Genomic DNA, 19,128 nt, shown 5'->3' with positions numbered 1-19,128 from the left:
GTTCCCATCATGAAAGTTTCAGCTTTAATTATTTAAAAATCAATACCTGTTTTTGTGTGGGGCTGGAAAATTGTTTGCAATATTCTGGCCTTTTTTGACGTTAAAAGCGAAAATACACACTTATGAAAAAAGAAAATTTCTCTCATTTACTAGGCAAAAATCGTATTGTCGTTAAGAATGAAATGGGTGACGGCTTTAATTATTTTATAGATGACATCTGGACCTATGAGCTGGGTAAAACCTGGACGGGAAGGAGAATTATTCTATCAATTACTTTTAAAAACGGAATCGCTGCAGAAATTAATGTCTTTAAGAGTTTCAGAAAGCACTGAGCAATTTTTCATTATCAATAGTAACCGTCTTTTATAATCTCTAAAAGGATACTTTCTGATCCTATTTTACCCATTATACTGATTACAATTTTTTCACAGATCAATTATTTAACATGAAAATATTGCCTATAGAAGATGAAAAAGGCTGTATAGGATAAGAATCACCTGTCTCAAAATATTTTTAAACCATTATTTTATGAGGTTTTGTGAATTTTTTTCTTTGTTTAATGTTGGTTGTTTTAGGTTGAAATATTGTATTTTTTTTCTATACTAAGGCTTTTTTTATGTTTAAAATATATAAGTAATATTAAATATTAAAAAAAACATTAACCTATAATTGAAATTTTTCATCATTTTTTTTAAATATTTTATTCTATTATTTGTATTAATTTATTGATATGTAGTCTTTTATGTTTTGTTTTGATTGTGTTGTTTGTTGTGTTTTAATACTTTTGAGATTAAAATACACACTTTATGAAAAAAGAAAATTTCTCCCATTTATTGGGTAAAGATCGTATGGTTATCAAAGATGAAATAGGAGATGGTTTTAATTATTTTATAAATGACATTTGGACCTATGAACTGGGTAAAACCTGGATAGGAAGGAGAATTATTTTATCCATTATCTTTAAAAATGGAATAGCTTCAGAAATCAATGTGTTTAAAAGTTTCAGGAAGCACTGAATCTTTCAAATCAATTATAATAGATTTTTATAATTTTTAAAAATATACTTTCTGATAGTATTTCACAATATCCAAGTTTCGTGCAGGTCTTATAACAGTAATAATTATTTATTTAAAACTGTTTTTTCGATCGGTTTGTTATGTTTGTTTTGTGAATTTTTTTCTTTTCTAATAAACCCTGTTATTTCAAGGTAAACTTATGCTTTTACTAAATTAAAGACGACATTATGAATAAAATATATATGTGATCGTGATTGTTTAAAAAACATAAACTTAAAATTGAAATTCTTTTACAGTTGCGTGGAAATATTTTATTCTATTATTTTCATTAATTGATTGATATTTAGATTATTATGTGTTGTTTTTATTGTGTTGCCTGTTGTGTTTTGATACTTTTGAAGTCAAAAGCACATCATGAAAAAGAAAAAGTTTACTTATTTGCTGGGAAGGACTCGTATTGAAGTTAAGGATAAGCTGGGTTATGGTCTTAATTATTTTGGAAGTGATCTATGGACCTATGAGCTAGGAAAAGACTGGATGGGAAAAAGAATCTTTTTATCCGTCGTTTTTAAAAACGAAGAAGTAGCAGAAATTAATATTATTAAGAGATTTCGGAAATATTGAACATTATTTTAGGAAAATATAACCAAACGGTAAACATATAAAAACCTCCCGAAAAAATTGAGAGGTTAATTAAAAAAAATGACTGTAATATTGAATTTAATTCAATTATTTTAAACTGCTATGGTCAGTAGGACTAATTAATTTATTTGTTGTTTTGCAGCCATTTCAAGCGGCGTTCATCAGGGAGATGTTTCACTTTAAAATTTTCAAAAACGGCATTAAAGCCATTTCCATCCGGGCATGCAGCCATTAAGCCTACCATTACCGGTGTATTGTCCTGAAGATGGGCATTGCGCATCATAATGTAGTTTTTATCATCAAATGAATAAAATACTTCAACAGCATCAAGCCTTCGTACTGCTTTGATCCATACGGCGGGAGGTGTTTTATCCAGAGTGATAACACTCCAGTCGCTTGTTGTATGAGTAACAACAGTACTTAGATTGTATTTGCCATCTACAAATTCCACTCCGGCTTTGATATAATGATCCTTATCAATCCGCAGCATTAGTCCCATCTGGTCAAAACGGGCTTTATAATTTCCCGTGATTTTTACTTTAGCTTCAAATTCACCACCATAAGTAGTATAGTAAAAAGGAGCATCATCTACGGTAAAACCATAATGAGAAATCCTCCAATAATCACTCTGTGGAGTGACAAACATAGATAAGCTGTTGTTTTTAATTTCCCATTTTTCGGGCTCATTAAACCAGGTCATTTTCTCTAATGTCTGGGCGAAAGCGCTTCCGGCTGATAAAAAGAAGCAAAAACTTAGAATGGTTCTCTTCATATTTTTTAGTTATAACTATAACTGAATGTAAATTATTAATTTAGCAAAAGTAAAATTTAACTGTTGTATCGTCAATACTGATAAATAACCATTTATGCAGATCGTAGAAACGCTTAATGAAGCATTGCTCAATAAAAATCCGGACAGAAACAGTGAGTGCCTGTTGGATACGGAAGCATCTAAACAGATTGCTTTGATGTATTCCAAAATAGAGAATACGATTTCTGTACTCAGTGATATGCAGGCGGATAAAAGCTATGTTTACAAATCTAAAGCCGCCTTGGAATTGGGTTTGAATATGGATGAGAATCCTCTGGAAATAGATTCGATCTGGGAAGAGGATATTCTGAAAAAGATACATCCTGATGATAAACTCAAAAAATACATCCATGAATTAAGGTTTTTCAAATTTCTGGATTCCCTGCAGCCTGAAGAACGTGCCGATTACCATGTTGTATCAAGAATGCAGATGAAAAATAAAGATGATGAATACAGGTTTGTTCAGCACCGAATGTTCTATGTGTATTCCCCTTATAACGGGAAATTGAGATTTGCACTTTGTCTGTACAGCATTTCCCCGGAGCAGTCCGCACACCTGCCTTCAGAATTTTTAATCATCAATTCTACGAAAGGAAATATTATAGTGGAAGATAAATTAAACTATAAAAATATTTTGTCCAAAAGAGAACTTGAAGTCCTGAAGTTTGTAGGAGAAGGATTTACCAGTAAGGAAATTGCTGACTTTCTTTCCATAAGCATCAATACCGTAAGCAGGCACAGGCAGAATATCCTGGAAAAACTGAAAGTAAAAAACTCTGTTCAGGCATTTAATGATAGCTTTAATTAATAATATGATGTGAAACCTTCCGAAAAGTTCACCATGTTCGTTAGATTAATCTTTTTAAATTTATATTTTTAATAAAGCTTAGTAAGATCTATATGCCAAATGATGAGAAGATATTAAAAAGAGGAGCCGAAATTACAATCAGTTATTTTGCTTTTATCGATCAGCATATTCAGGATGTAATTTCCGGGAAGGTTCCCGAATTTATGGAGCTTAACGAAATTGCCAACGAACTTGCTATTTCCCATACTCACCTTACAGATACCGTAAAAAAAGAAAAAGGAAACCATCCCTGTCATTTTTATGATGCTAAAATCATAGAACAGGCACAAATCATGCTGGCTGAAACAGATAAGCCGGTTGCAGAAATAGCCCGGATTTTCACCTATGATCCTTCAAACTTTTCTAAATTCTTTAAAAAATGGACAGGAATGACGCCCGGGAACTTCAGGAAAGACCAAAAGTGTGAATGAAAAGACATAAATGATATGCGAGAAAAATAATCCCGGAAAAAGAAAGCGAAAAAATGACAGCTCGATAATTGATTTTTTTAAGTTAAAAAATATGCAATTTGCAATTCGTAATTGGTGAAAAAAATAAGTAACAATTGTGAAATAAATTGATTTTCAAATGCTAATATTCCAATATTATACGCATAATAAAAATAGATAAAATAAAATCTAAAAAATGTTAAATAGTCCTATATTTGTTCTACAAAACAACTAAAATAATTAAGGATGAATATCGATTTTACCACAGCAACTTTCAAAGATTTTGAAAATATTCCAAAGTTTGATATGGTTGAGAGGGCAGAAGTTTTTTATGATTTTTTAGGTTACATGAAATCTAATGGACATATGAATTACAGGCTAAAGAATAATTCCGGATGCAGCTCTGTAATGAATGTAGAAATTGAAAATACACAAAGAGATTATGTAAGCTTCGTATCTAACGATTATTTGGGATTTACTCAGCATCCAAAAGTAAAGCAGGCTGCGATAGAAGGAATTCAAAAATACGGAACAGGGGCGGGGGCTTCTCCACTTATCGGAGGGCATTTCATTTTTCATGATGATCTGGAAAAGAAAATTTCTTCATTTTTTGGAAGAAGACATGAAGAGGCGGTAATATTTACTACCGGATATACGGCTAACAGTGCTACATTACAGATATTATTACAAAAAGAAGATATTGCGATTATAGATATGGCGGTGCATGCCAGTATGTATGAAGGATGTGCTTTTACGAATACAAAGACATTTCCTCATAATAATTTAGTAGCTTTGGAACATGTTTTAAAAACGTCTGAAGATAAATTTCGGACAAAACTTGTCATCATAGATGGGATATATTCTCAGGATGGAGATGTGTCACCTTTAAAAGATATTTATAATTTAGTAAAAAAATATAATGCTTTCTTAATGGTGGATGATGCGCATGGAGTAGGAATTTTAGGAGAGACGGGTAGAGGAGCACTGGAAGAGGCAGATATGCTGGATAAAGTGGATGTTATTACAGGAACATTCAGTAAGACATTTGGTAATGTAGGTGGTTATGTAATTACTAATGAGAAATTGGCAGCATTCATACGATTTCAATCACGCCAGCAAATTTTTTCTGCTACAGCACCTCCTTCGACTATGGGTATTATCAAGGCTATCGAATTAATGGATGAAGAACCATATTGGCGTACAAATCTATGGGAAAATATAAATTATTTCAAAAAGGGGCTTAATGATATAGGTTTAGATACCGGAAATACATGTTCTGCTATTGTTCCTGTAAAAATTGGAGACCCAAATGTAACAGGCGACGTAGGAAAGCTACTTATTGAAAGAGGAGTTTATACAAATCCGATATTATATCCGGCAGTGGCAAGAAAAGATGCACGTATCAGAATGGCTGTAATGGCAACTCATGAAAGAGAACATCTTGACAAAACACTCAATGCATTTGAAGATATAAATAATAAATTGCATATTGCGAAAAAATAATAAAAAATGCCTAGAAAAGTTGTGCAAGGTCCCATCAGGGATAAAGAAAAAACCAAACAAAAGCTGCTTGCTGCAGTCGGAAAAATCTTAAGAGTAAAAGGCTATTCGGGATTGAAAGTGAGTAAAATAGCTGCTGTAGCCGGCTTTGATAAGAAACTGATTTATGAATATTTTGGAAGTACAGAAAAACTTATTGACGAATATATCAAATCTCAGGATTATTGGAGTAAGTTAACTGGAAGTGAAATAGAAATTGACATTTCGGATGGAGGACATGCACTTTCCAAATTAGCATTGATCAATCAGTTTGAAAATCTTAAAAGAAATAAAGAACTTCAAAAAATTATTCTTTGGGAACTTTCCGAAAACAAACCTATTCTTAGAAAGTTAGCAGATGAACGTGAAGAAATGGGAGATATAATGTTTAAAAATATTACAGATCCTTATTTTGGAGAAGAAAAAGCAAAGAAATTCAGAGCTATTATTGCCCTTCTCATTTCAGGAGCCTATTATTTAAATATTCATACTGCTACTAATGGAAGTACTTTTTGTGGTCTTGATATGAAAAGTGATGAAGGAAGAAATGAAATTGAAAATGCTATCGTTGATATTATTGATTTCGCCTACGATAGTAAAGGCGGATCAAAACCTGCATAATTCCGGAAAAATAGTTTGTGGATAATTTGAAGGCTTTTGGCTTTCAGATTAAAACTATATTTCTTATTTTTGACCAATGGAAAATTTCATCGTATCTGCAAGAAAGTACCGCCCGCAAGAGTTTGACACTGTTGTTGGGCAATCCCACATTACGGATACTTTAGAACATGCAATTGAAGAAAACCAGTTAGCCCAGGCTTTACTGTTTTGCGGACCCCGTGGTGTCGGGAAAACTACTTGTGCCAGGATTCTGGCAAGAAAGATCAATGAAAAGGATGGTTCCGTTTCAGAAGACGGCTTTGCTTATAACATTTACGAACTCGATGCTGCATCAAATAACTCTGTGGATGATATCCGGGAGCTGATTGATCAGGTTCGTTTTGCCCCTCAGGTCGGCCAGTACAAAGTGTACATCATCGATGAGGTACATATGCTGTCTTCTGCTGCCTTCAATGCTTTCCTTAAAACACTTGAAGAACCACCCGCGCATGCCATTTTCATTCTGGCAACCACAGAAAAGCATAAAATCATTCCGACGATCTTATCGCGATGCCAGATTTATGATTTTAAAAGAATCGTGATTGAAGATATCCAGGGGCATTTGAGAAACATTGCTCAAAAGGAGAATATTCAATATGAAGACGATGCTTTATACCTTATTGCCCAGAAAGCGGATGGTGCCCTTAGAGATGCACTTTCCATTTTTGACAGGCTTTCCACATTCTCTCAAAAGAATATTACATTAGCCAAAGCAGCTGAAGTGCTTAATATTCTCGATTATGACCAATATCTGAATGTAGTGGATCTGGCCAAGGAAAATAAAATTCCTGAAGTACTTTTTGCATTTAACGAAATTGTAAAAAGAGGCTTCGATCCCCATATTTTTATTGCAGGCCTGGGAAATCACTTCAGGGATTTGATGATGGCACAGAATACTTCGACCATAGATCTCATTGAAGTTGGAGAAAAAACAAAAATTAAATTTGTAGAGCAAAGCCAGAAATGGAATGCCCAACAGCTGATAGACGCTATTGAAATTTGCAATCACGCGGATATTAATTATAAAAACTCAAAGAATCCCAGATTAACAGTAGAGATTGCGTTGATGCAACTGGCTTCACTGACGGCTAATGGTGACGTTGCTAAAAAAAAAAGTTCATAATATTAGCTCCGTTCATTCATGAAAAGCAGGAAGTAAAACTCCCCGAAGCTCCCAAACAACAATCCAAGGAAGAAAAGCCGGAACCACAGACGGTAACGCCAGCCGACATTCCGGAGGAAATTGTAATAAAAAAAACTTCTAAACCATTATCCAGACAGGGAGCATCTTCGGGTTTCAGTATCAATTCCTTCCTGAATAAAGAAGAAAAAGAAGAAGTAGCTGAAACTGTTGTTACAAAAACAGAAAACCTTCCGCAGCATCATTTTACCGATACCGATTTACAGATGGAATGGAATTTGTTCCTGAAACAAACCCAATCCAGAGATGCTATTATCTATAACGCCATTAAGGTGTTTAAAATGGCCAAAGCAGATGAAAATCTCATCAGAATTTCATATCCTTCAGACTCTGCAAAAGTGGAATTTGATAAAATAAGTGGTGAATTTTTCAATCATTTCAAAAGAAAAGTGCATAATTATGCCATTGAAATTGAGTACGAAAAAGACCTGCAAAGCCTTAAAATAGAGGTGGTTACCAAGAGAAAGATATTCGAAAAGTTCATGGAGAAAAATCCTTTACTGAAAGATCTTGATGATTTAATGAAGTTTGATTTGACATAATTTTATATATTTGTCAAACATTTGTACAGAAAATAAGTTTCTGACCAATACAAATTATTAATTGAAAAGCTGAAAATAGACAATTGACACCCTAAAGTGGAAAAATTATTGATTACATATCTGTCTTATTTCACACCCGCTGATTACTTTAGCGGTTATTTTAGTTTTTCTGCTACCTATTACAGAAATTTTAGAAGCTATTACCGATTTTATTGGTATTGCTAATTAAATTTCTTTCTCAAAAAATACAGGAATAAACAGATGCTCTCTCCGGATTCCTGATCCCATTAAAAATTTTAAACGGCATTTTTTGAAAAGAATTATAAAGTAACTTTATAAGGAAAGAGCTGTTTGTATATCATTTTAAAATAACCCAAAATATAAAATAAATTAACAAAAATGAATTTAAAAGAATTAAAGAACGAGTGGATTAATGAGTTTTCACAGCCATTAATGATTGCGGGACCATGCAGTGCCGAAAGTGAAGCTCAGATGCTTGAAACAGCGAAAAGAATAAAAGAAACCAATGCGCAGGTACCTATCTTCCGTGCAGGAATCTGGAAACCGCGTACAAAGCCGAACGGATTTGAAGGAGTAGGTGTGATCGGCTTAAACTGGTTAAAAAAAGTAAAAGAAGAATATGGCTTTAAAACCGCTACAGAAGTTGCCAATGCTCATCATGTTTTCGCAGCATTAGAAGCTGATGTTGATGTTCTTTGGATCGGGGCTCGTTCTACCGTAAACCCTTTTACCGTTCAGGAAATTGCAATGGCTTTAAGAGGAACTGATAAACCGGTTTTTGTAAAAAACCCTGTAAATCCTGACTTAGCTCTATGGATTGGTGCTTTAGAAAGACTTTTAGGACAGGATATTAAAAACTTGGGAGTGATCCACAGAGGATTTTCTACTTACCAGAAAACGAAATACAGAAACAATCCGAACTGGCAAATTGCATTGGATTTCAAAAGCCAGTTTCCGAATATCCCAATGTTAATCGACCCTTCTCATATTTGCGGAAACAGAACCGGATTGGCAGATGTTACCCAGGAAGCAATGAACGTTGGTTACCAGGGAGCAATCATAGAATCACACTCTAACCCCGATGAAGCATGGAGTGACGCTTCCCAGCAGATTACACCGGAAGTTCTGGCTGAATTAATAGGGAATTTAAAAATCAGAAATTCGGGATTGGCCGGTTTCGATGGGGAAATGGGAAGACACAGGACTTTAATTTCTGATATCGATTTCCAGCTGATCGAGCTTCTTTCCCAGAGAATGAAAGTTTCAGAGAAAATCGGTAAGCTTAAGAAAGAAAATGATATTGCGATCTTCCAGCCTGAACGTTGGAAAGTAATCACTGAATATGCCATTCAAAAAGCCAAGGAAACAGGAATGTCTCAGGATTTTATTGAAAAAGTTTTCAAGGCGATTCACGAGGAATCTATCGAAGTGCAGAATAGTATTATGATTGACAGGATTTAGAAGAAGGAGTCTGCAGATAACAGATTGCAGACCGTAGTAAAATATTCAGGGCTTAAGATTCAGGGTAAGGTTTAACGTAAAATTTAAACAGTATCCTGAATCTTAAGCCCTGATTTCTATCGGCTAATTCCTTATATTTGTACCTTAAATAAGTATGAAAGGAAAAATCATTAAATCTACAGGAAGCTGGTATCAGGTTTTGGAACTCGAAACCAATACAATTTACGAAGCCCGGATACGAGGTAAATTCAAGCTCATTAAAACCAGGCTCACCAATCCGCTTGCCGTAGGAGATTTTGTGGAATTTCAGTTGGAGCAGGATGATATTGCATGGATTACGAAAATAGAATCCCGTAAAAATTACCTGATCAGAAAATCCGTAAACCTTTCAAAAGAGGCTCATATTATTGCATCCAATATAGACCTGGCCTGTTTTATCTTCACACTTAAACATCCCGAGACATCACTCGGTTTTCTTGACAGGTTTTTGGCATGCTGTGAAGCTTACAATATTACCCCATTAATCCTTTTCAATAAAATGGATGTTTTAAATGATGAAGAAGTAGAGCTTGTAAAAGACATCGAATTTCTTTATCAGGAAATAGGATATGATACTCTGGATATTTCATCATATTCCCGGCTTAATTTAGAAGAATTGAAGGATTTGCTGAAAGACAAAACCTCTGTGTTTTTCGGACATTCGGGTTGCGGAAAATCTACATTGGTTAATGCCTTGCAACCGGGATTAAACCTGAAAACTTCTGAAATATCGGATACCCATTTAAAGGGAAAGCATACCACAACTTTTGCTCAGATGCACTTCTGGGATTTCGGTGGAAACGTAATTGATACTCCCGGAGTAAGGGAATTTGCGATGATTGACATTGAAAAAGAAGAAGTGCAGCATTATTTTCCGGAGATTTTCAAGAAAAGGGAAGAATGTAAATTTCATAATTGTCTTCATATCAACGAGCCGAAATGTGCCGTTATTGATGCGCTCGAAACAGGAGAAATCCAGCATTCAAGATACTCAACCTACATTAAGCTGATGGATGAGGCCGAAGAAGCTGCCCAAAAATAGATTTCAGGGTTATTCTCAAAAACTTATCTGTGATATTAAAAACTGACATATTATATCTGTATTGATATGCACAGAGTTTTTATTTTCTATCACAATACTCACTTATGTCTTATTTTTTCGAGGGTGGAAATAATATCGCTACTGCATTTATTGGATTTCTCAGTTAATGATCACATTTAATTCTGTAAAAATCAGATTTTAGAATCAGAATCAATAAATTTTTTGGTTGTGACTGTGCCATTCTTAGATTAATAGCTAACCTATAAGTGTGAAAAAGGGACAGATAAAACTTATGTGAAAGACAATTAATCTTATAAAACGGAATATTAAATTTTTAATTTTTTCCAGAGATTCAAACGTATTAATTAAATTTTGAATATTTGATAAATAAAAATGTTTTTAATTATGAATTTAATAAAATATTCGAAGCTATTAGCCATAAAAAAACCCAGCCGAAGCTGGGTAAAAACTAATAACCATGAAAACTCAAATTAAACATGAGAATCGCAATAGAATAAACAATTACTGTGCCAAAGATTGGTTCATACTTTCTTAATAAAAGTTATTTTTATGTTAAAAAAAAATTAAAATTAAAATGAAAGATATTTTTTGTAATTTTGCAGCATTAAAAAAATATACATTTATGTCTAATATTACATTCACTATGATTAAGCCTGATGCAGTTGCTGATGGACATATCGGTGCTATTTTGGGTAAAATTTCAGAAGGAGGTTTTAAAATTAAAGCTCTAAAATTGACTCAGCTTACTGTAGCTGATGCCAAAAAATTCTACGAAGTACATGCTGAAAGACCATTTTATGGTGAATTGGTAGAATTTATGAGTTCAGGGCCAATTGTTGCTGCTGTTTTAGAAAAAGAAAATGCAGTTGAAGACTTCAGAACATTAATAGGAGCTACCAATCCTGCAGAAGCTGCTGAAGGTACCATCAGAAAAATGTTTGCAAGAAGTATAGGAGAGAACGCGGTTCACGGTTCAGATTCTGATGAGAATGCTCTTATTGAAGCTTCATTCCACTTTTCAGGAAGAGAGATTTTCTAAGTAGAAAAATCTTCAAAATAAAGAGTCCGGGGAATTTTCTCCGGACTTTTAGTTTATATGCAATTTATTAGCGGTTTAAGTGTCATATTGTTAAAAAGATAAGATTAAATGATATGTATTCTTTTTTAACAGATTATTTTTAATAGTGCCTGTTTTTTCCCGGTAAATTCAACAGGGTTGTCCGGCAAAACTACAATGACGGTCTTGTTATTTTTTACTCAAAATAAGGAAAGTAAGAATATGCATTCTGATTCTCCCAAAAAGGACTTTATTTTATGCTCAGACTTATCCATATTAAAGTTATTTTTATATCATCAATCATTACCCATCATCAAAATAAAAATTATGAAAATGACAACATTAATCCTGATCATTACAGCAACGCTTACAGCCCTGATAGGCGGGCTTTTTTATGCTTATTCATGTTCTGTGGTCCTCGGGCTCGGAAAATTATCGGATGTAGAATATTTAAAAGCTATGCAGTCGATCAACAGAGAGATCCTGAATCCGGTGTTTTTTCTGAGCTTTATGGGAACTGCAGTGATGCTTCCCCTTTCTACTTTTCTCTATCGTGCACAAAGTCCTGTATTTATTCTGTTGTTACTGGCTGCTATTATTTATCTGATTGGAGTATTCGGTGTTACGGTGGCTGGAAATGTCCCGATGAATGATCAGCTGGATCAGTTTAATATTACCGATTCTACCATGGAAGCCATAAAGAAAGTCCGTGAAAACTTTGAAAACAGATGGAATTTTCTGAACAATATAAGAACAATATGCTCTACATTAAGCATTATCCTGGTTATCTGTGCCTGTATCTGGGCCAAAATAGAATAATTTTCCGTAGAAATACGGAATGAAAATTCCGTGTTTTTACGGATACTTTGTATTGGTTTTATTTTGATCTTTACATCAGCATAGAACAAGAAAATTTAAGCATTAAAGTCTTAAGAAAAGAAGCTGATAACCATTATAAGCTCAGATTTTCAAAGAAGAAAGGCAGCGAAAGCTGCCTTTTTCCGTATGATAAAGTAAGTAAACTTTAAATTTTTAAAAGCTCAATGGTTCTTTCAGGACTTTCTGAAGAGAAAACTGCATTTCCGGCAACCAGTACATCAGCTCCGGCCTCGAAAAGCTTGGAAGCATTGTCTAAATTTACACCGCCATCCACTTCAATTAATGCCGTAGAGTTATTGCTTAAAATTAAATCTTTAGTTTCTGCGATTTTTTTATACGTATTCTCGATAAACTTCTGTCCTCCGAATCCCGGGTTTACGCTCATCAATAATACCAGATCTACATCAGCAATAATGTCTTCAAGCATTAAAACCGGTGTTGAAGGATTCAATACGACGCCCGCTTTGGCACCTTTGCTCTGAATATGATGAATGGTTCTGTGAAGGTGAGTACAGGCTTCATAATGTACGGAAACCAGATCTGCACCATGGTTGATGAATTCTTCCACATATTTTTCAGGTTCAACGATCATTAAATGTACATCTACAAATTTCTTGGCATGCTGCTGAACTGTTTTCATCACAGGAAAACCGAATGAAATGTTGGGTACAAATTTCCCGTCCATTACATCAATATGGAACCAGTCGGCCTGGGAGTTGTTAAGCATTTCAATGTCTCTTTGCAGATTCCCGAAGTCTGCGGATAAAAGGGAAGGAGCAATAAGCTTCGTTTTCATTTTTACTTTTATAATTAGATAGACTTAAGAGCCAAAACAAGACTTATTTTGGATATTTACAAATAAAAATCCGGTTTCTTGCATCTTGTTTCTCTTAATGATATTTCAGTTTCATTTCCGGTTTTACCTTCAAAACGGTTTCGTAGATCAATTTGATGACGTTTCCTACATCTTCTTTTGAAACCATTTCTACCGTTGTATGCATATAGCGCAAAGGTAAGGAAATTAACGCACTTGGTACACCTCCGTTGGAATGGGCAAATGCATCGGTATCCGTTCCGGTAGCCCTGCTTGCTGCTGCTCTCTGGAAAGGTATCTTTTTAGCTTTTGCCGTATCAATGATCAGCTCTCTGATAGTGTGGTGAACGCTGGGTGCAAAGAAAACAACAGGTCCGTTGCCACACTTCTGGTCTCCTTCTTTCTTCTTTTCGATCATTGGAGTGGTCGTATCATGGGTAACGTCGGTAACGATGGCAATATTGGGCTTAATGGTATCTGCAATCATGTCTGCACCGTATAAGCCCACTTCTTCCTGTACTGAATTCGTGATGTACAACCCGAAAGGAATTGTTTTTTTATTTTCTTTTAAAAGCCTGGCTACTTCAGCAATCATGAAACCGCCGATTCTGTTGTCTAAGGCCCTGCAGACAAAATAGCGGTCATTCATTTCGAAAAACTCGTCAGGATAAGTAATCATGCATCCTACAAAGATTCCCAGCTCTTCAACTTCTTTTTTGGAAGTAGCGCCGCAGTCGATGAATATATTTTCGATTTTTGGGGTCGGTTCATTCTGATTTGACCTTGTATGGATTGCCGGCCATCCGAAAACCCCTTTTACAATACCGTTTTCTCCGTGAATATGAACTACTTTTGAAGGTGCAATAGTCTGATCTGAACCTCCGTTTCTGATCACATAAATAAGGCCGTCATCCGTAATATAATTCACGTACCATGAGATTTCATCAGCATGTGCTTCGATGACAACTTTAAATTCAGCCTCGGGATTAATGATCCCATAGCAGGTCCCGTAATGATCTATTTCTATTTTGTCTACATAAGGTCTGATATAATCCATCCAGACTTCCTGTCCTCTGTGTTCGTAACCGGTTGGTGATGATGTGTTTAGATATTTTTCTAAAAATTTCAAAGATTTCTTTTCAAATTTCATAAAAGGGAATGATTTTTGCGGTCAGATTTTGTTCTAATAAGCGTAAAAATAATGAATTTTAACAAGATTATTTATCTTTTTCTTTTCTTTTTTGGGGTCAGTATTGCCGGGCAAAAAGATTCGATTATCGCCAAGCCTCTGAGTCAATATCCGCAGGAAGAACTGAGAGTAGATGAATTTGGGAATAAATATTACTATGATGAAAGGCAGAAAGCCAAGATCTATGAAATAAATGGTGAAACAGTAGTGGTGATGGATGAATTGGTTTTATTGAATAAACCGAAATTCAATAACCAGCTCGATAAAAATTATTATTATTTTCTTAATAAAAAACTTTACAGGGTTTATCCTTTGTTTTTAACAGCATTACAGCAGTACAGGGATATTCAGGGAGAAATGACAAACCTTGACAGTAAAGCCAAAAGAAAATATGTAAGAGACAGACAGAATATGCTTGCCGATCAATATGAAAAACAGCTGAGAGACCTTACCACAACAGAAGGACAGGTTTTTGCCAAGCTGATGAACAGGGCAACCGGAAAAAACGTCTATGAAATTATTAAAGAAATGAGAGGCGGATGGAGTGCTTTCTGGTGGAATGTAAAAGGTAAAATGGCAGATATCGATCTTAAAGACCAGTATAACCCACATAAAAACAGAACCGACGAATTTATAGAGTCATTGCTGCAGTCTAACTGGAACTCAGGGTACCTTCAGCCTTACCCCGGAGCAAAAGATTTTAAAGTAAATAAATAAAACAAAATACCTGTAAGCAGTTACAGGTATTTTTCTTTTAATTTATCGAATACAATTTGATCTATCGGTAAAGGGAACGGATTCCCGGGTCTGTCGATGTCGATCCATTCTGTTTTTTCAATGCATGGATCGAGGATCAGGAAATCTTCTTCATTAATAATGTTTACAATATAATAGATGGTAAGCAATTGTTCATTTTCTCTGAAACGTGAAACCAGGAAATTTTCCTGCGTATAAAAATGTTCTACGATTTCTATTTTCACATTCAGCTCTTCATCAAACTCACGGTGTAAGCATTCCAGTAATCCTTCTCCATATTCCAGTCCGCCGCCGGGAAATTTCATTAAAGGTTCTCCTGCATATTCTTCAAAGAGGGTTAAGACTTTTTTTTCTTTTACAGCACAGGCATAGACTCTGACGTTGATGTTGTCTATCATATATAATATTTTGTATAGCTAAATTAAGGAAATTAATTAAAGTTATGAATGATGAGTTATGAGTTATAAGTTATAAGTTTTGAGTTGGTGAGTTTTATTATTAAAAGCATCCTGATTTTAACTCATCATTCATAACTTATAACTCACAACTCTTAAAGTTTTACCGCATTAATCATCTCCCTTTTCCCCGGTGGGCCCTGTTTTTTTTCCACTTTGAAATTAAGCCCCTGAAGAATCCTTCTTACGCTTCCTTTTGAAGAATAAGTCGTTAATAATCCGTTAATATCCATTTTGTCGGAAACCAGTTCAAATAAAGGCTTTTCCCAGAGGTCAGGCTGAACTCTTGCGCCGAAACAATCATAATAAACAAGATTGATTTTAGGTAAGTCTATGGTTTTCAGGTCAAAGAAGTCACACTGTATCTTTTTCAGATGAAAGTCTTTAATGATTTCAACCGGTTTTTCCCAATCCGCCTGATGAATTTTTTGATAAATTTCTTTGAATTCTGGGTTATCAAAATGCTCGAAATAGGCTAAATTTTCTATTTCGGATTCATTTATGGGATATTTTTCCAGTGAAAAATAGTTGATGATATGATTTTTGTCAGTTTTTAAATATTCATTAATTGTAACCAAAACATTCAAACCTGTTCCAAAACCGAGTTCTAAAATATTAATTTCGTAATCATTTACTAAATTCAATCCATTTTTGATAAACACATGTTCTGCTTCCTGAAGTGCTCCGTGATGAGAATGGTAGTTTTCATTTAAATCATTGATAAACAATGTTTTACTGCCGTCGTTTGTGGTCTTAATTTCTCTTTTCAAGCTATTTTTTTTTCAAATTTACTCCAAAACTTTTATATTTAGAAAATTATATTAAATTTGTAGAACATCATAAAAAATTTTAGAAATGATAATTCAAAAAACAGAGAATTCCAGAATTTCTACATTCGACCCAAATAATTTCTCATTCGGAAATACTTTTATTGATCATATGATCATATGCGAGTATGAGAATGGAAAGTGGGGCGATGTAAAATTAGTTCCTTATGGTCCTTTAGCATTTACCCCTGCAATGATGGGTGTAAACTACGGACAGGCTTGTTTTGAAGGTATGAAAGCCTATAAAGACAAAGACGGGCAGGTTTTCCTTTTCAGGCCTGAAAAGAATTTTGAACGTATCAACAAGTCGGCAAAGCGTCTTGCAATGCCTGAGGTAACGGAAGAAATGTTTTTGGATGGTTTAAAAGCATTAGTGGATATCGACAGAAACTGGATTCCTCAGGGAGAAGGGATGTCTTTATACATCAGACCATTGATCTTTGCTACGGAAGAAGCTTTAAAAGCTAGAGTAGCTGAAAAATATATGTTTGCTATTGTAGCAACCCCTGCAAAAAGCTATTATACAGAGCCTGTTTCCGTAAAAATTTCAGATCACTATTCAAGAGCGGCCAACGGTGGAGTAGGTTCGGCTAAAGCTGCCGGAAACTATGCGGCTTCTTTCTACCCGACTCAGTTGGCAATCGAAGAAGGCTACGATCAGATCATCTGGACGGATGATGCTACTCACGAATTTTTTGAAGAAAGTGGTACAATGAACGTTTTCGTTAGAATCAATGATACTATTTATACGCCACCGACTTCTGAAAAAATCCTTGATGGAGTTACCAGAGACAGCTTCCTTCAGTTGGCTAAGAAAAGAGGTATTGAAGTAAAAGTAGAACCGATCCCGGTAAAAGCGGTTATTGACGCCCAGAAAAACGGAACTTTAAAAGAAGTTTGGGGTGTGGGAACTGCAGTAGTGACTACTGTTTTCCAGGCATTAGGATATAACAACGAAAAATTGGCATTGCCTAAACTTTCTGATGAAGAAAGCTATGCTGTAATTCTTAAAAATGATCTGGTAAATATACAGACCAATCTTACTGAAGATTCTTTCGGATGGAGAGTACTGGTAGAGAAAAACGTTCTTGAAACTGCGTAAATCTCTACAACAGATAATTATATAAAGCCAGGATATTCTTGGCTTTTTTTGTTTTTTATATCCTGTGAAATGTGTATTTTCGCAAAAGTTTATGAAAAAAATACTCTTCATATCGGTATTGGGACTGTTGAGCTGCAACAGAAATAACCAGGTTCATCCGCCAATTGGCGGGGTTTTAAGCCAGAATGACCTTGATGTTTCCAAGAACAGGATGAAAAACCTGAATGCTCAGGAAAGAATGCACATCCAGGAATGGATCAATGGGCAGTCTGTAAAATATTATCCTACCAAGCTTAATTACTGGGTAAGTACCGAAGGTTTTGACCTGAGAGAAAAGAGACCGGATAACTCGCTGATCTCTTATTCTTATGAACTGTATGATTTTGACCAGACCAAAATCTATGATGAACCGATTGAAAGAAAAGATGCCAAATTCGGGCACTTTGATGAATTAAAGGCAGTAGAAAATGCTTTGCGTTTTATACATGATGGTGAGGAAGTTACGATTTTGGTTCCATCTGCTCTGGCGTACGGAACGTATGGCGACGAGAAAAAAATAGATAACGATATCCCTTTAATCATAAAATTAAAAGCTCAATAAATGAAATTGTTTAACAAGAATATAATTCTGGCAGCGGCAAGTGTTTCGCTGATGAGTTGTACACCAATTTATAAAAAAATGAACGTAGACAAAGAAACTTACGAAGGTCTTAAAGACGGACTTTATGCTAATCTTCAAACTTCCAAAGGAAACCTGATTGTAAAGTTTGAAGACAAAAAATCGCCTGTTACTGTGGCTAATTTTGTTGGTCTTGCAGAAGGAAAAATTGATAACAAAGCTAAGGCTAAAGGAGTTCCTTTTTATGACGGAACGATTTTCCATAGAGTAATTAAAGATTTCATGATCCAGGGCGGTGATCCTCAGGGAACAGGAATGGGAGATCCGGGATATAAATTCGAGGACGAAAGAAACGACCTTAAACATACGGGTAAAGGTATTTTATCAATGGCAAACTCAGGGCCTAATTCAAACGGTTCCCAGTTTTTCATCACTGAAGTGGCAACACCTTGGTTAGACGGAAAGCACACGATCTTCGGAGAAGTGGTAAAAGGTAACGATGTAATTGATGCAATTGCCAACGTAGAAAAAGGAGCTCAGGATAAGCCTAAAACGGATGTGGTATTGGAAAAAGTTGCTGTTTTCAGTAAAGGTGATGAGTACAAAAACTACGATGCTGCAAAAACTTTCAACGAAGGAAAATCTAAAATTGCTGAAAACAACAAAGCTTATTTAGCAAAAGAAGAAGCTGACAGAAAGAAAAAAGAAGAAGAGTTCAAAGCAAACCAGTTGAAAATGGTTGAGGATTTAAAAGCAGGAATGCAGAAAACAGAATCCGGATTATACTATAAAATCACTAAAACGACGGGCGGAAAAGCTCCAAAAGCAGGTGATAACGTATCTGTACATTATGCAGGTAAATTGGTAGACGGAACTGAGTTCGATTCTTCATTCAAAAGAAATGAGCCTATCGAAATTCCTATCGGAATGGGAAGAGTAATCAAAGGATGGGATGAAGGTATCTTATTATTAAAAGAAGGTGAAACGGCTACTTTATTGATCCCGCCGGCAATGGGCTACGGAGAAAGAGGAGCAGGAGGAGTGATCCCGCCAAACGCATGGTTGATATTCGATGTTGAGCTTGTAAAAGTACAGTAATCGAAACTTTATAAAAAACTGAAAAGCCGTCCGAAAGGATG

22 protein-coding genes are annotated in these 19,128 nt (G+C 35.0%); 17 read left to right on the top strand and 5 right to left on the bottom strand.

Annotated elements, in window-relative coordinates; translation table 11 throughout:
* Nucleotides 1–122 precede the first annotated feature (122 nt).
* From AB8P06_RS04675 to AB8P06_RS04665, 3 genes are all read left to right on the top strand, one after another.
* Nucleotides 123–332, top strand: a complete 210-nt coding sequence (locus AB8P06_RS04675; protein ID WP_369838563.1) for a hypothetical protein — start codon at nucleotides 123–125, stop codon at nucleotides 330–332.
* 474 nt (nucleotides 333–806) lie between these two features.
* Complete coding sequence (locus AB8P06_RS04670) at nucleotides 807–1,016, top strand: hypothetical protein (RefSeq protein WP_369838561.1); 210 nt, start codon at nucleotides 807–809, stop codon at nucleotides 1,014–1,016.
* 414 nt (nucleotides 1,017–1,430) lie between these two features.
* Nucleotides 1,431–1,640: a hypothetical protein gene (locus AB8P06_RS04665; RefSeq protein ID WP_369838558.1), complete on the top strand. Its 210-nt coding sequence runs from the start codon at nucleotides 1,431–1,433 to the stop codon at nucleotides 1,638–1,640.
* 142 nt (nucleotides 1,641–1,782) lie between these two features.
* On the opposite strand, the gene AB8P06_RS04660 is transcribed toward AB8P06_RS04665, so the two are convergent.
* Nucleotides 1,783–2,430 carry a DUF1349 domain-containing protein gene (locus AB8P06_RS04660; RefSeq protein WP_369838555.1) on the bottom strand — a complete coding sequence of 216 codons (648 nt, stop codon included), beginning with the start codon at nucleotides 2,428–2,430 and terminating at the stop codon, nucleotides 1,783–1,785.
* A gap of 94 nt (nucleotides 2,431–2,524) precedes the next feature.
* Here AB8P06_RS04660 and AB8P06_RS04655 point away from each other — a divergent pair, with 94 nt between their 5' ends.
* From AB8P06_RS04655 to chrI, 10 genes are all read left to right on the top strand, one after another.
* Nucleotides 2,525–3,277 carry a response regulator transcription factor gene (locus tag AB8P06_RS04655; protein ID WP_369838552.1) on the top strand — a complete coding sequence of 251 codons (753 nt, stop codon included), beginning with the start codon at nucleotides 2,525–2,527 and terminating at the stop codon, nucleotides 3,275–3,277.
* Nucleotides 3,278–3,369: 92 nt separating this feature from the next.
* Complete coding sequence (locus tag AB8P06_RS04650) at nucleotides 3,370–3,747, top strand: helix-turn-helix domain-containing protein (RefSeq protein ID WP_369838549.1); 378 nt, start codon at nucleotides 3,370–3,372, stop codon at nucleotides 3,745–3,747.
* Between the two features lie 264 nt (nucleotides 3,748–4,011).
* Complete coding sequence (locus AB8P06_RS04645; protein WP_369838547.1) at nucleotides 4,012–5,268, top strand: aminotransferase class I/II-fold pyridoxal phosphate-dependent enzyme; 1,257 nt, start codon at nucleotides 4,012–4,014, stop codon at nucleotides 5,266–5,268.
* 6 nt (nucleotides 5,269–5,274) lie between these two features.
* On the top strand, nucleotides 5,275–5,925 hold the full coding sequence (locus tag AB8P06_RS04640) for a TetR/AcrR family transcriptional regulator (protein WP_369838544.1): 651 nt from the start codon (nucleotides 5,275–5,277) through the stop codon (nucleotides 5,923–5,925).
* 76 nt (nucleotides 5,926–6,001) lie between these two features.
* A complete protein-coding gene (gene dnaX / locus AB8P06_RS04635) occupies nucleotides 6,002–7,087 on the top strand; it encodes a DNA polymerase III subunit gamma/tau (RefSeq protein ID WP_369838542.1) in 1,086 nt (361 codons plus the stop codon).
* A 284-nt stretch (nucleotides 7,088–7,371) separates the two neighbouring features.
* Complete coding sequence (locus AB8P06_RS04630; RefSeq protein ID WP_369838539.1) at nucleotides 7,372–7,707, top strand: DUF8439 domain-containing protein; 336 nt, start codon at nucleotides 7,372–7,374, stop codon at nucleotides 7,705–7,707.
* Between the two features lie 399 nt (nucleotides 7,708–8,106).
* Nucleotides 8,107–9,189: a chorismate mutase gene (locus AB8P06_RS04625; RefSeq protein ID WP_369838537.1), complete on the top strand. Its 1,083-nt coding sequence runs from the start codon at nucleotides 8,107–8,109 to the stop codon at nucleotides 9,187–9,189.
* A gap of 154 nt (nucleotides 9,190–9,343) precedes the next feature.
* Nucleotides 9,344–10,270, top strand: a complete 927-nt coding sequence (rsgA, locus tag AB8P06_RS04620; protein WP_369838535.1) for a ribosome small subunit-dependent GTPase A — start codon at nucleotides 9,344–9,346, stop codon at nucleotides 10,268–10,270.
* 643 nt (nucleotides 10,271–10,913) lie between these two features.
* On the top strand, nucleotides 10,914–11,330 hold the full coding sequence (locus AB8P06_RS04615; RefSeq protein WP_369838532.1) for a nucleoside-diphosphate kinase: 417 nt from the start codon (nucleotides 10,914–10,916) through the stop codon (nucleotides 11,328–11,330).
* A 351-nt stretch (nucleotides 11,331–11,681) separates the two neighbouring features.
* Complete coding sequence (chrI, locus tag AB8P06_RS04610) at nucleotides 11,682–12,167, top strand: chryseobasin maturation helper ChrI (protein WP_369838529.1); 486 nt, start codon at nucleotides 11,682–11,684, stop codon at nucleotides 12,165–12,167.
* A gap of 205 nt (nucleotides 12,168–12,372) precedes the next feature.
* Here the strand turns inward: chrI and rpe are convergent, their stop codons facing one another.
* Nucleotides 12,373–13,023 (bottom strand): ribulose-phosphate 3-epimerase, encoded by a 651-nt coding sequence (gene rpe, locus AB8P06_RS04605; RefSeq protein WP_369838527.1) that lies wholly within the window; start codon nucleotides 13,021–13,023, stop codon nucleotides 12,373–12,375.
* 94 nt (nucleotides 13,024–13,117) lie between these two features.
* Nucleotides 13,118–14,191 carry a chryseobasin maturation metalloprotease ChrP gene (gene chrP, locus AB8P06_RS04600; RefSeq protein WP_369838525.1) on the bottom strand — a complete coding sequence of 358 codons (1,074 nt, stop codon included), beginning with the start codon at nucleotides 14,189–14,191 and terminating at the stop codon, nucleotides 13,118–13,120.
* A gap of 51 nt (nucleotides 14,192–14,242) precedes the next feature.
* Between chrP and AB8P06_RS04595 the strand changes: the two genes are divergently transcribed.
* Nucleotides 14,243–14,947 carry a DUF4294 domain-containing protein gene (locus AB8P06_RS04595; protein ID WP_369838522.1) on the top strand — a complete coding sequence of 235 codons (705 nt, stop codon included), beginning with the start codon at nucleotides 14,243–14,245 and terminating at the stop codon, nucleotides 14,945–14,947.
* 20 nt (nucleotides 14,948–14,967) lie between these two features.
* On the opposite strand, the gene AB8P06_RS04590 is transcribed toward AB8P06_RS04595, so the two are convergent.
* Together AB8P06_RS04590 and mnmC2 are read right to left on the bottom strand one after the other, a co-directional pair.
* Complete coding sequence (locus AB8P06_RS04590; protein WP_369838519.1) at nucleotides 14,968–15,384, bottom strand: NUDIX domain-containing protein; 417 nt, start codon at nucleotides 15,382–15,384, stop codon at nucleotides 14,968–14,970.
* A gap of 152 nt (nucleotides 15,385–15,536) precedes the next feature.
* Nucleotides 15,537–16,211, bottom strand: a complete 675-nt coding sequence (mnmC2, locus tag AB8P06_RS04585; RefSeq protein ID WP_369838516.1) for a tRNA (5-methylaminomethyl-2-thiouridine)(34)-methyltransferase MnmC2 — start codon at nucleotides 16,209–16,211, stop codon at nucleotides 15,537–15,539.
* An 85-nt stretch (nucleotides 16,212–16,296) separates the two neighbouring features.
* On the opposite strand from mnmC2, the gene AB8P06_RS04580 reads away from it, so the two are divergent.
* From AB8P06_RS04580 to AB8P06_RS04570, 3 genes are all read left to right on the top strand, one after another.
* Nucleotides 16,297–17,370: a branched-chain amino acid aminotransferase gene (locus AB8P06_RS04580; protein ID WP_369838514.1), complete on the top strand. Its 1,074-nt coding sequence runs from the start codon at nucleotides 16,297–16,299 to the stop codon at nucleotides 17,368–17,370.
* 91 nt (nucleotides 17,371–17,461) lie between these two features.
* Nucleotides 17,462–17,971, top strand: a complete 510-nt coding sequence (locus tag AB8P06_RS04575) for an FKBP-type peptidyl-prolyl cis-trans isomerase (protein ID WP_369838511.1) — start codon at nucleotides 17,462–17,464, stop codon at nucleotides 17,969–17,971.
* A gap of 78 nt (nucleotides 17,972–18,049) precedes the next feature.
* Entirely contained in the window at nucleotides 18,050–19,087 is a 1,038-nt protein-coding gene (locus tag AB8P06_RS04570) for a peptidylprolyl isomerase (protein ID WP_369840025.1), read from the top strand.
* Nucleotides 19,088–19,128: the final 41 nt, after the last annotated feature.

Origin of the sequence: Chryseobacterium tongliaonense (assembly GCF_041224435.1) — a bacterium.
GTDB lineage: Bacteria > Bacteroidota > Bacteroidia > Flavobacteriales > Weeksellaceae > Chryseobacterium > Chryseobacterium tongliaoense.
The sequence above is the reverse complement of the archived record's forward strand: the minus strand, read 5'-3'. Positions and strand labels throughout refer to the sequence as shown.

Excerpts from the sequence above, each read along its gene's own strand:
- AB8P06_RS04675 (WP_369838563.1), top strand. The coding sequence starts at position 123 with ATGAAAAAAGAAAATTTCTCTCATTTACTAGGCAAAAATCGTATTGTC.
- AB8P06_RS04670 (WP_369838561.1), top strand. The coding sequence starts at position 807 with ATGAAAAAAGAAAATTTCTCCCATTTATTGGGTAAAGATCGTATGGTT.
- AB8P06_RS04665 (WP_369838558.1), top strand. The coding sequence starts at position 1,431 with ATGAAAAAGAAAAAGTTTACTTATTTGCTGGGAAGGACTCGTATTGAA.
- AB8P06_RS04660 (WP_369838555.1), bottom strand. The coding sequence starts at position 2,430 with ATGAAGAGAACCATTCTAAGTTTTTGCTTCTTTTTATCAGCCGGAAGC.
- AB8P06_RS04655 (WP_369838552.1), top strand. The coding sequence starts at position 2,525 with ATGCAGATCGTAGAAACGCTTAATGAAGCATTGCTCAATAAAAATCCG.
- AB8P06_RS04650 (WP_369838549.1), top strand. The coding sequence starts at position 3,370 with ATGCCAAATGATGAGAAGATATTAAAAAGAGGAGCCGAAATTACAATC.
- AB8P06_RS04645 (WP_369838547.1), top strand. The coding sequence starts at position 4,012 with ATGAATATCGATTTTACCACAGCAACTTTCAAAGATTTTGAAAATATT.
- AB8P06_RS04640 (WP_369838544.1), top strand. The coding sequence starts at position 5,275 with ATGCCTAGAAAAGTTGTGCAAGGTCCCATCAGGGATAAAGAAAAAACC.
- dnaX (WP_369838542.1), top strand. The coding sequence starts at position 6,002 with ATGGAAAATTTCATCGTATCTGCAAGAAAGTACCGCCCGCAAGAGTTT.
- AB8P06_RS04630 (WP_369838539.1), top strand. The coding sequence starts at position 7,372 with ATGGAATGGAATTTGTTCCTGAAACAAACCCAATCCAGAGATGCTATT.
- AB8P06_RS04625 (WP_369838537.1), top strand. The coding sequence starts at position 8,107 with ATGAATTTAAAAGAATTAAAGAACGAGTGGATTAATGAGTTTTCACAG.
- rsgA (WP_369838535.1), top strand. The coding sequence starts at position 9,344 with ATGAAAGGAAAAATCATTAAATCTACAGGAAGCTGGTATCAGGTTTTG.
- AB8P06_RS04615 (WP_369838532.1), top strand. The coding sequence starts at position 10,914 with ATGTCTAATATTACATTCACTATGATTAAGCCTGATGCAGTTGCTGAT.
- chrI (WP_369838529.1), top strand. The coding sequence starts at position 11,682 with ATGACAACATTAATCCTGATCATTACAGCAACGCTTACAGCCCTGATA.
- rpe (WP_369838527.1), bottom strand. The coding sequence starts at position 13,023 with ATGAAAACGAAGCTTATTGCTCCTTCCCTTTTATCCGCAGACTTCGGG.
- chrP (WP_369838525.1), bottom strand. The coding sequence starts at position 14,191 with ATGAAATTTGAAAAGAAATCTTTGAAATTTTTAGAAAAATATCTAAAC.
- AB8P06_RS04595 (WP_369838522.1), top strand. The coding sequence starts at position 14,243 with ATGAATTTTAACAAGATTATTTATCTTTTTCTTTTCTTTTTTGGGGTC.
- AB8P06_RS04590 (WP_369838519.1), bottom strand. The coding sequence starts at position 15,384 with ATGATAGACAACATCAACGTCAGAGTCTATGCCTGTGCTGTAAAAGAA.
- AB8P06_RS04580 (WP_369838514.1), top strand. The coding sequence starts at position 16,297 with ATGATAATTCAAAAAACAGAGAATTCCAGAATTTCTACATTCGACCCA.
- AB8P06_RS04575 (WP_369838511.1), top strand. The coding sequence starts at position 17,462 with ATGAAAAAAATACTCTTCATATCGGTATTGGGACTGTTGAGCTGCAAC.
- AB8P06_RS04570 (WP_369840025.1), top strand. The coding sequence starts at position 18,050 with ATGAACGTAGACAAAGAAACTTACGAAGGTCTTAAAGACGGACTTTAT.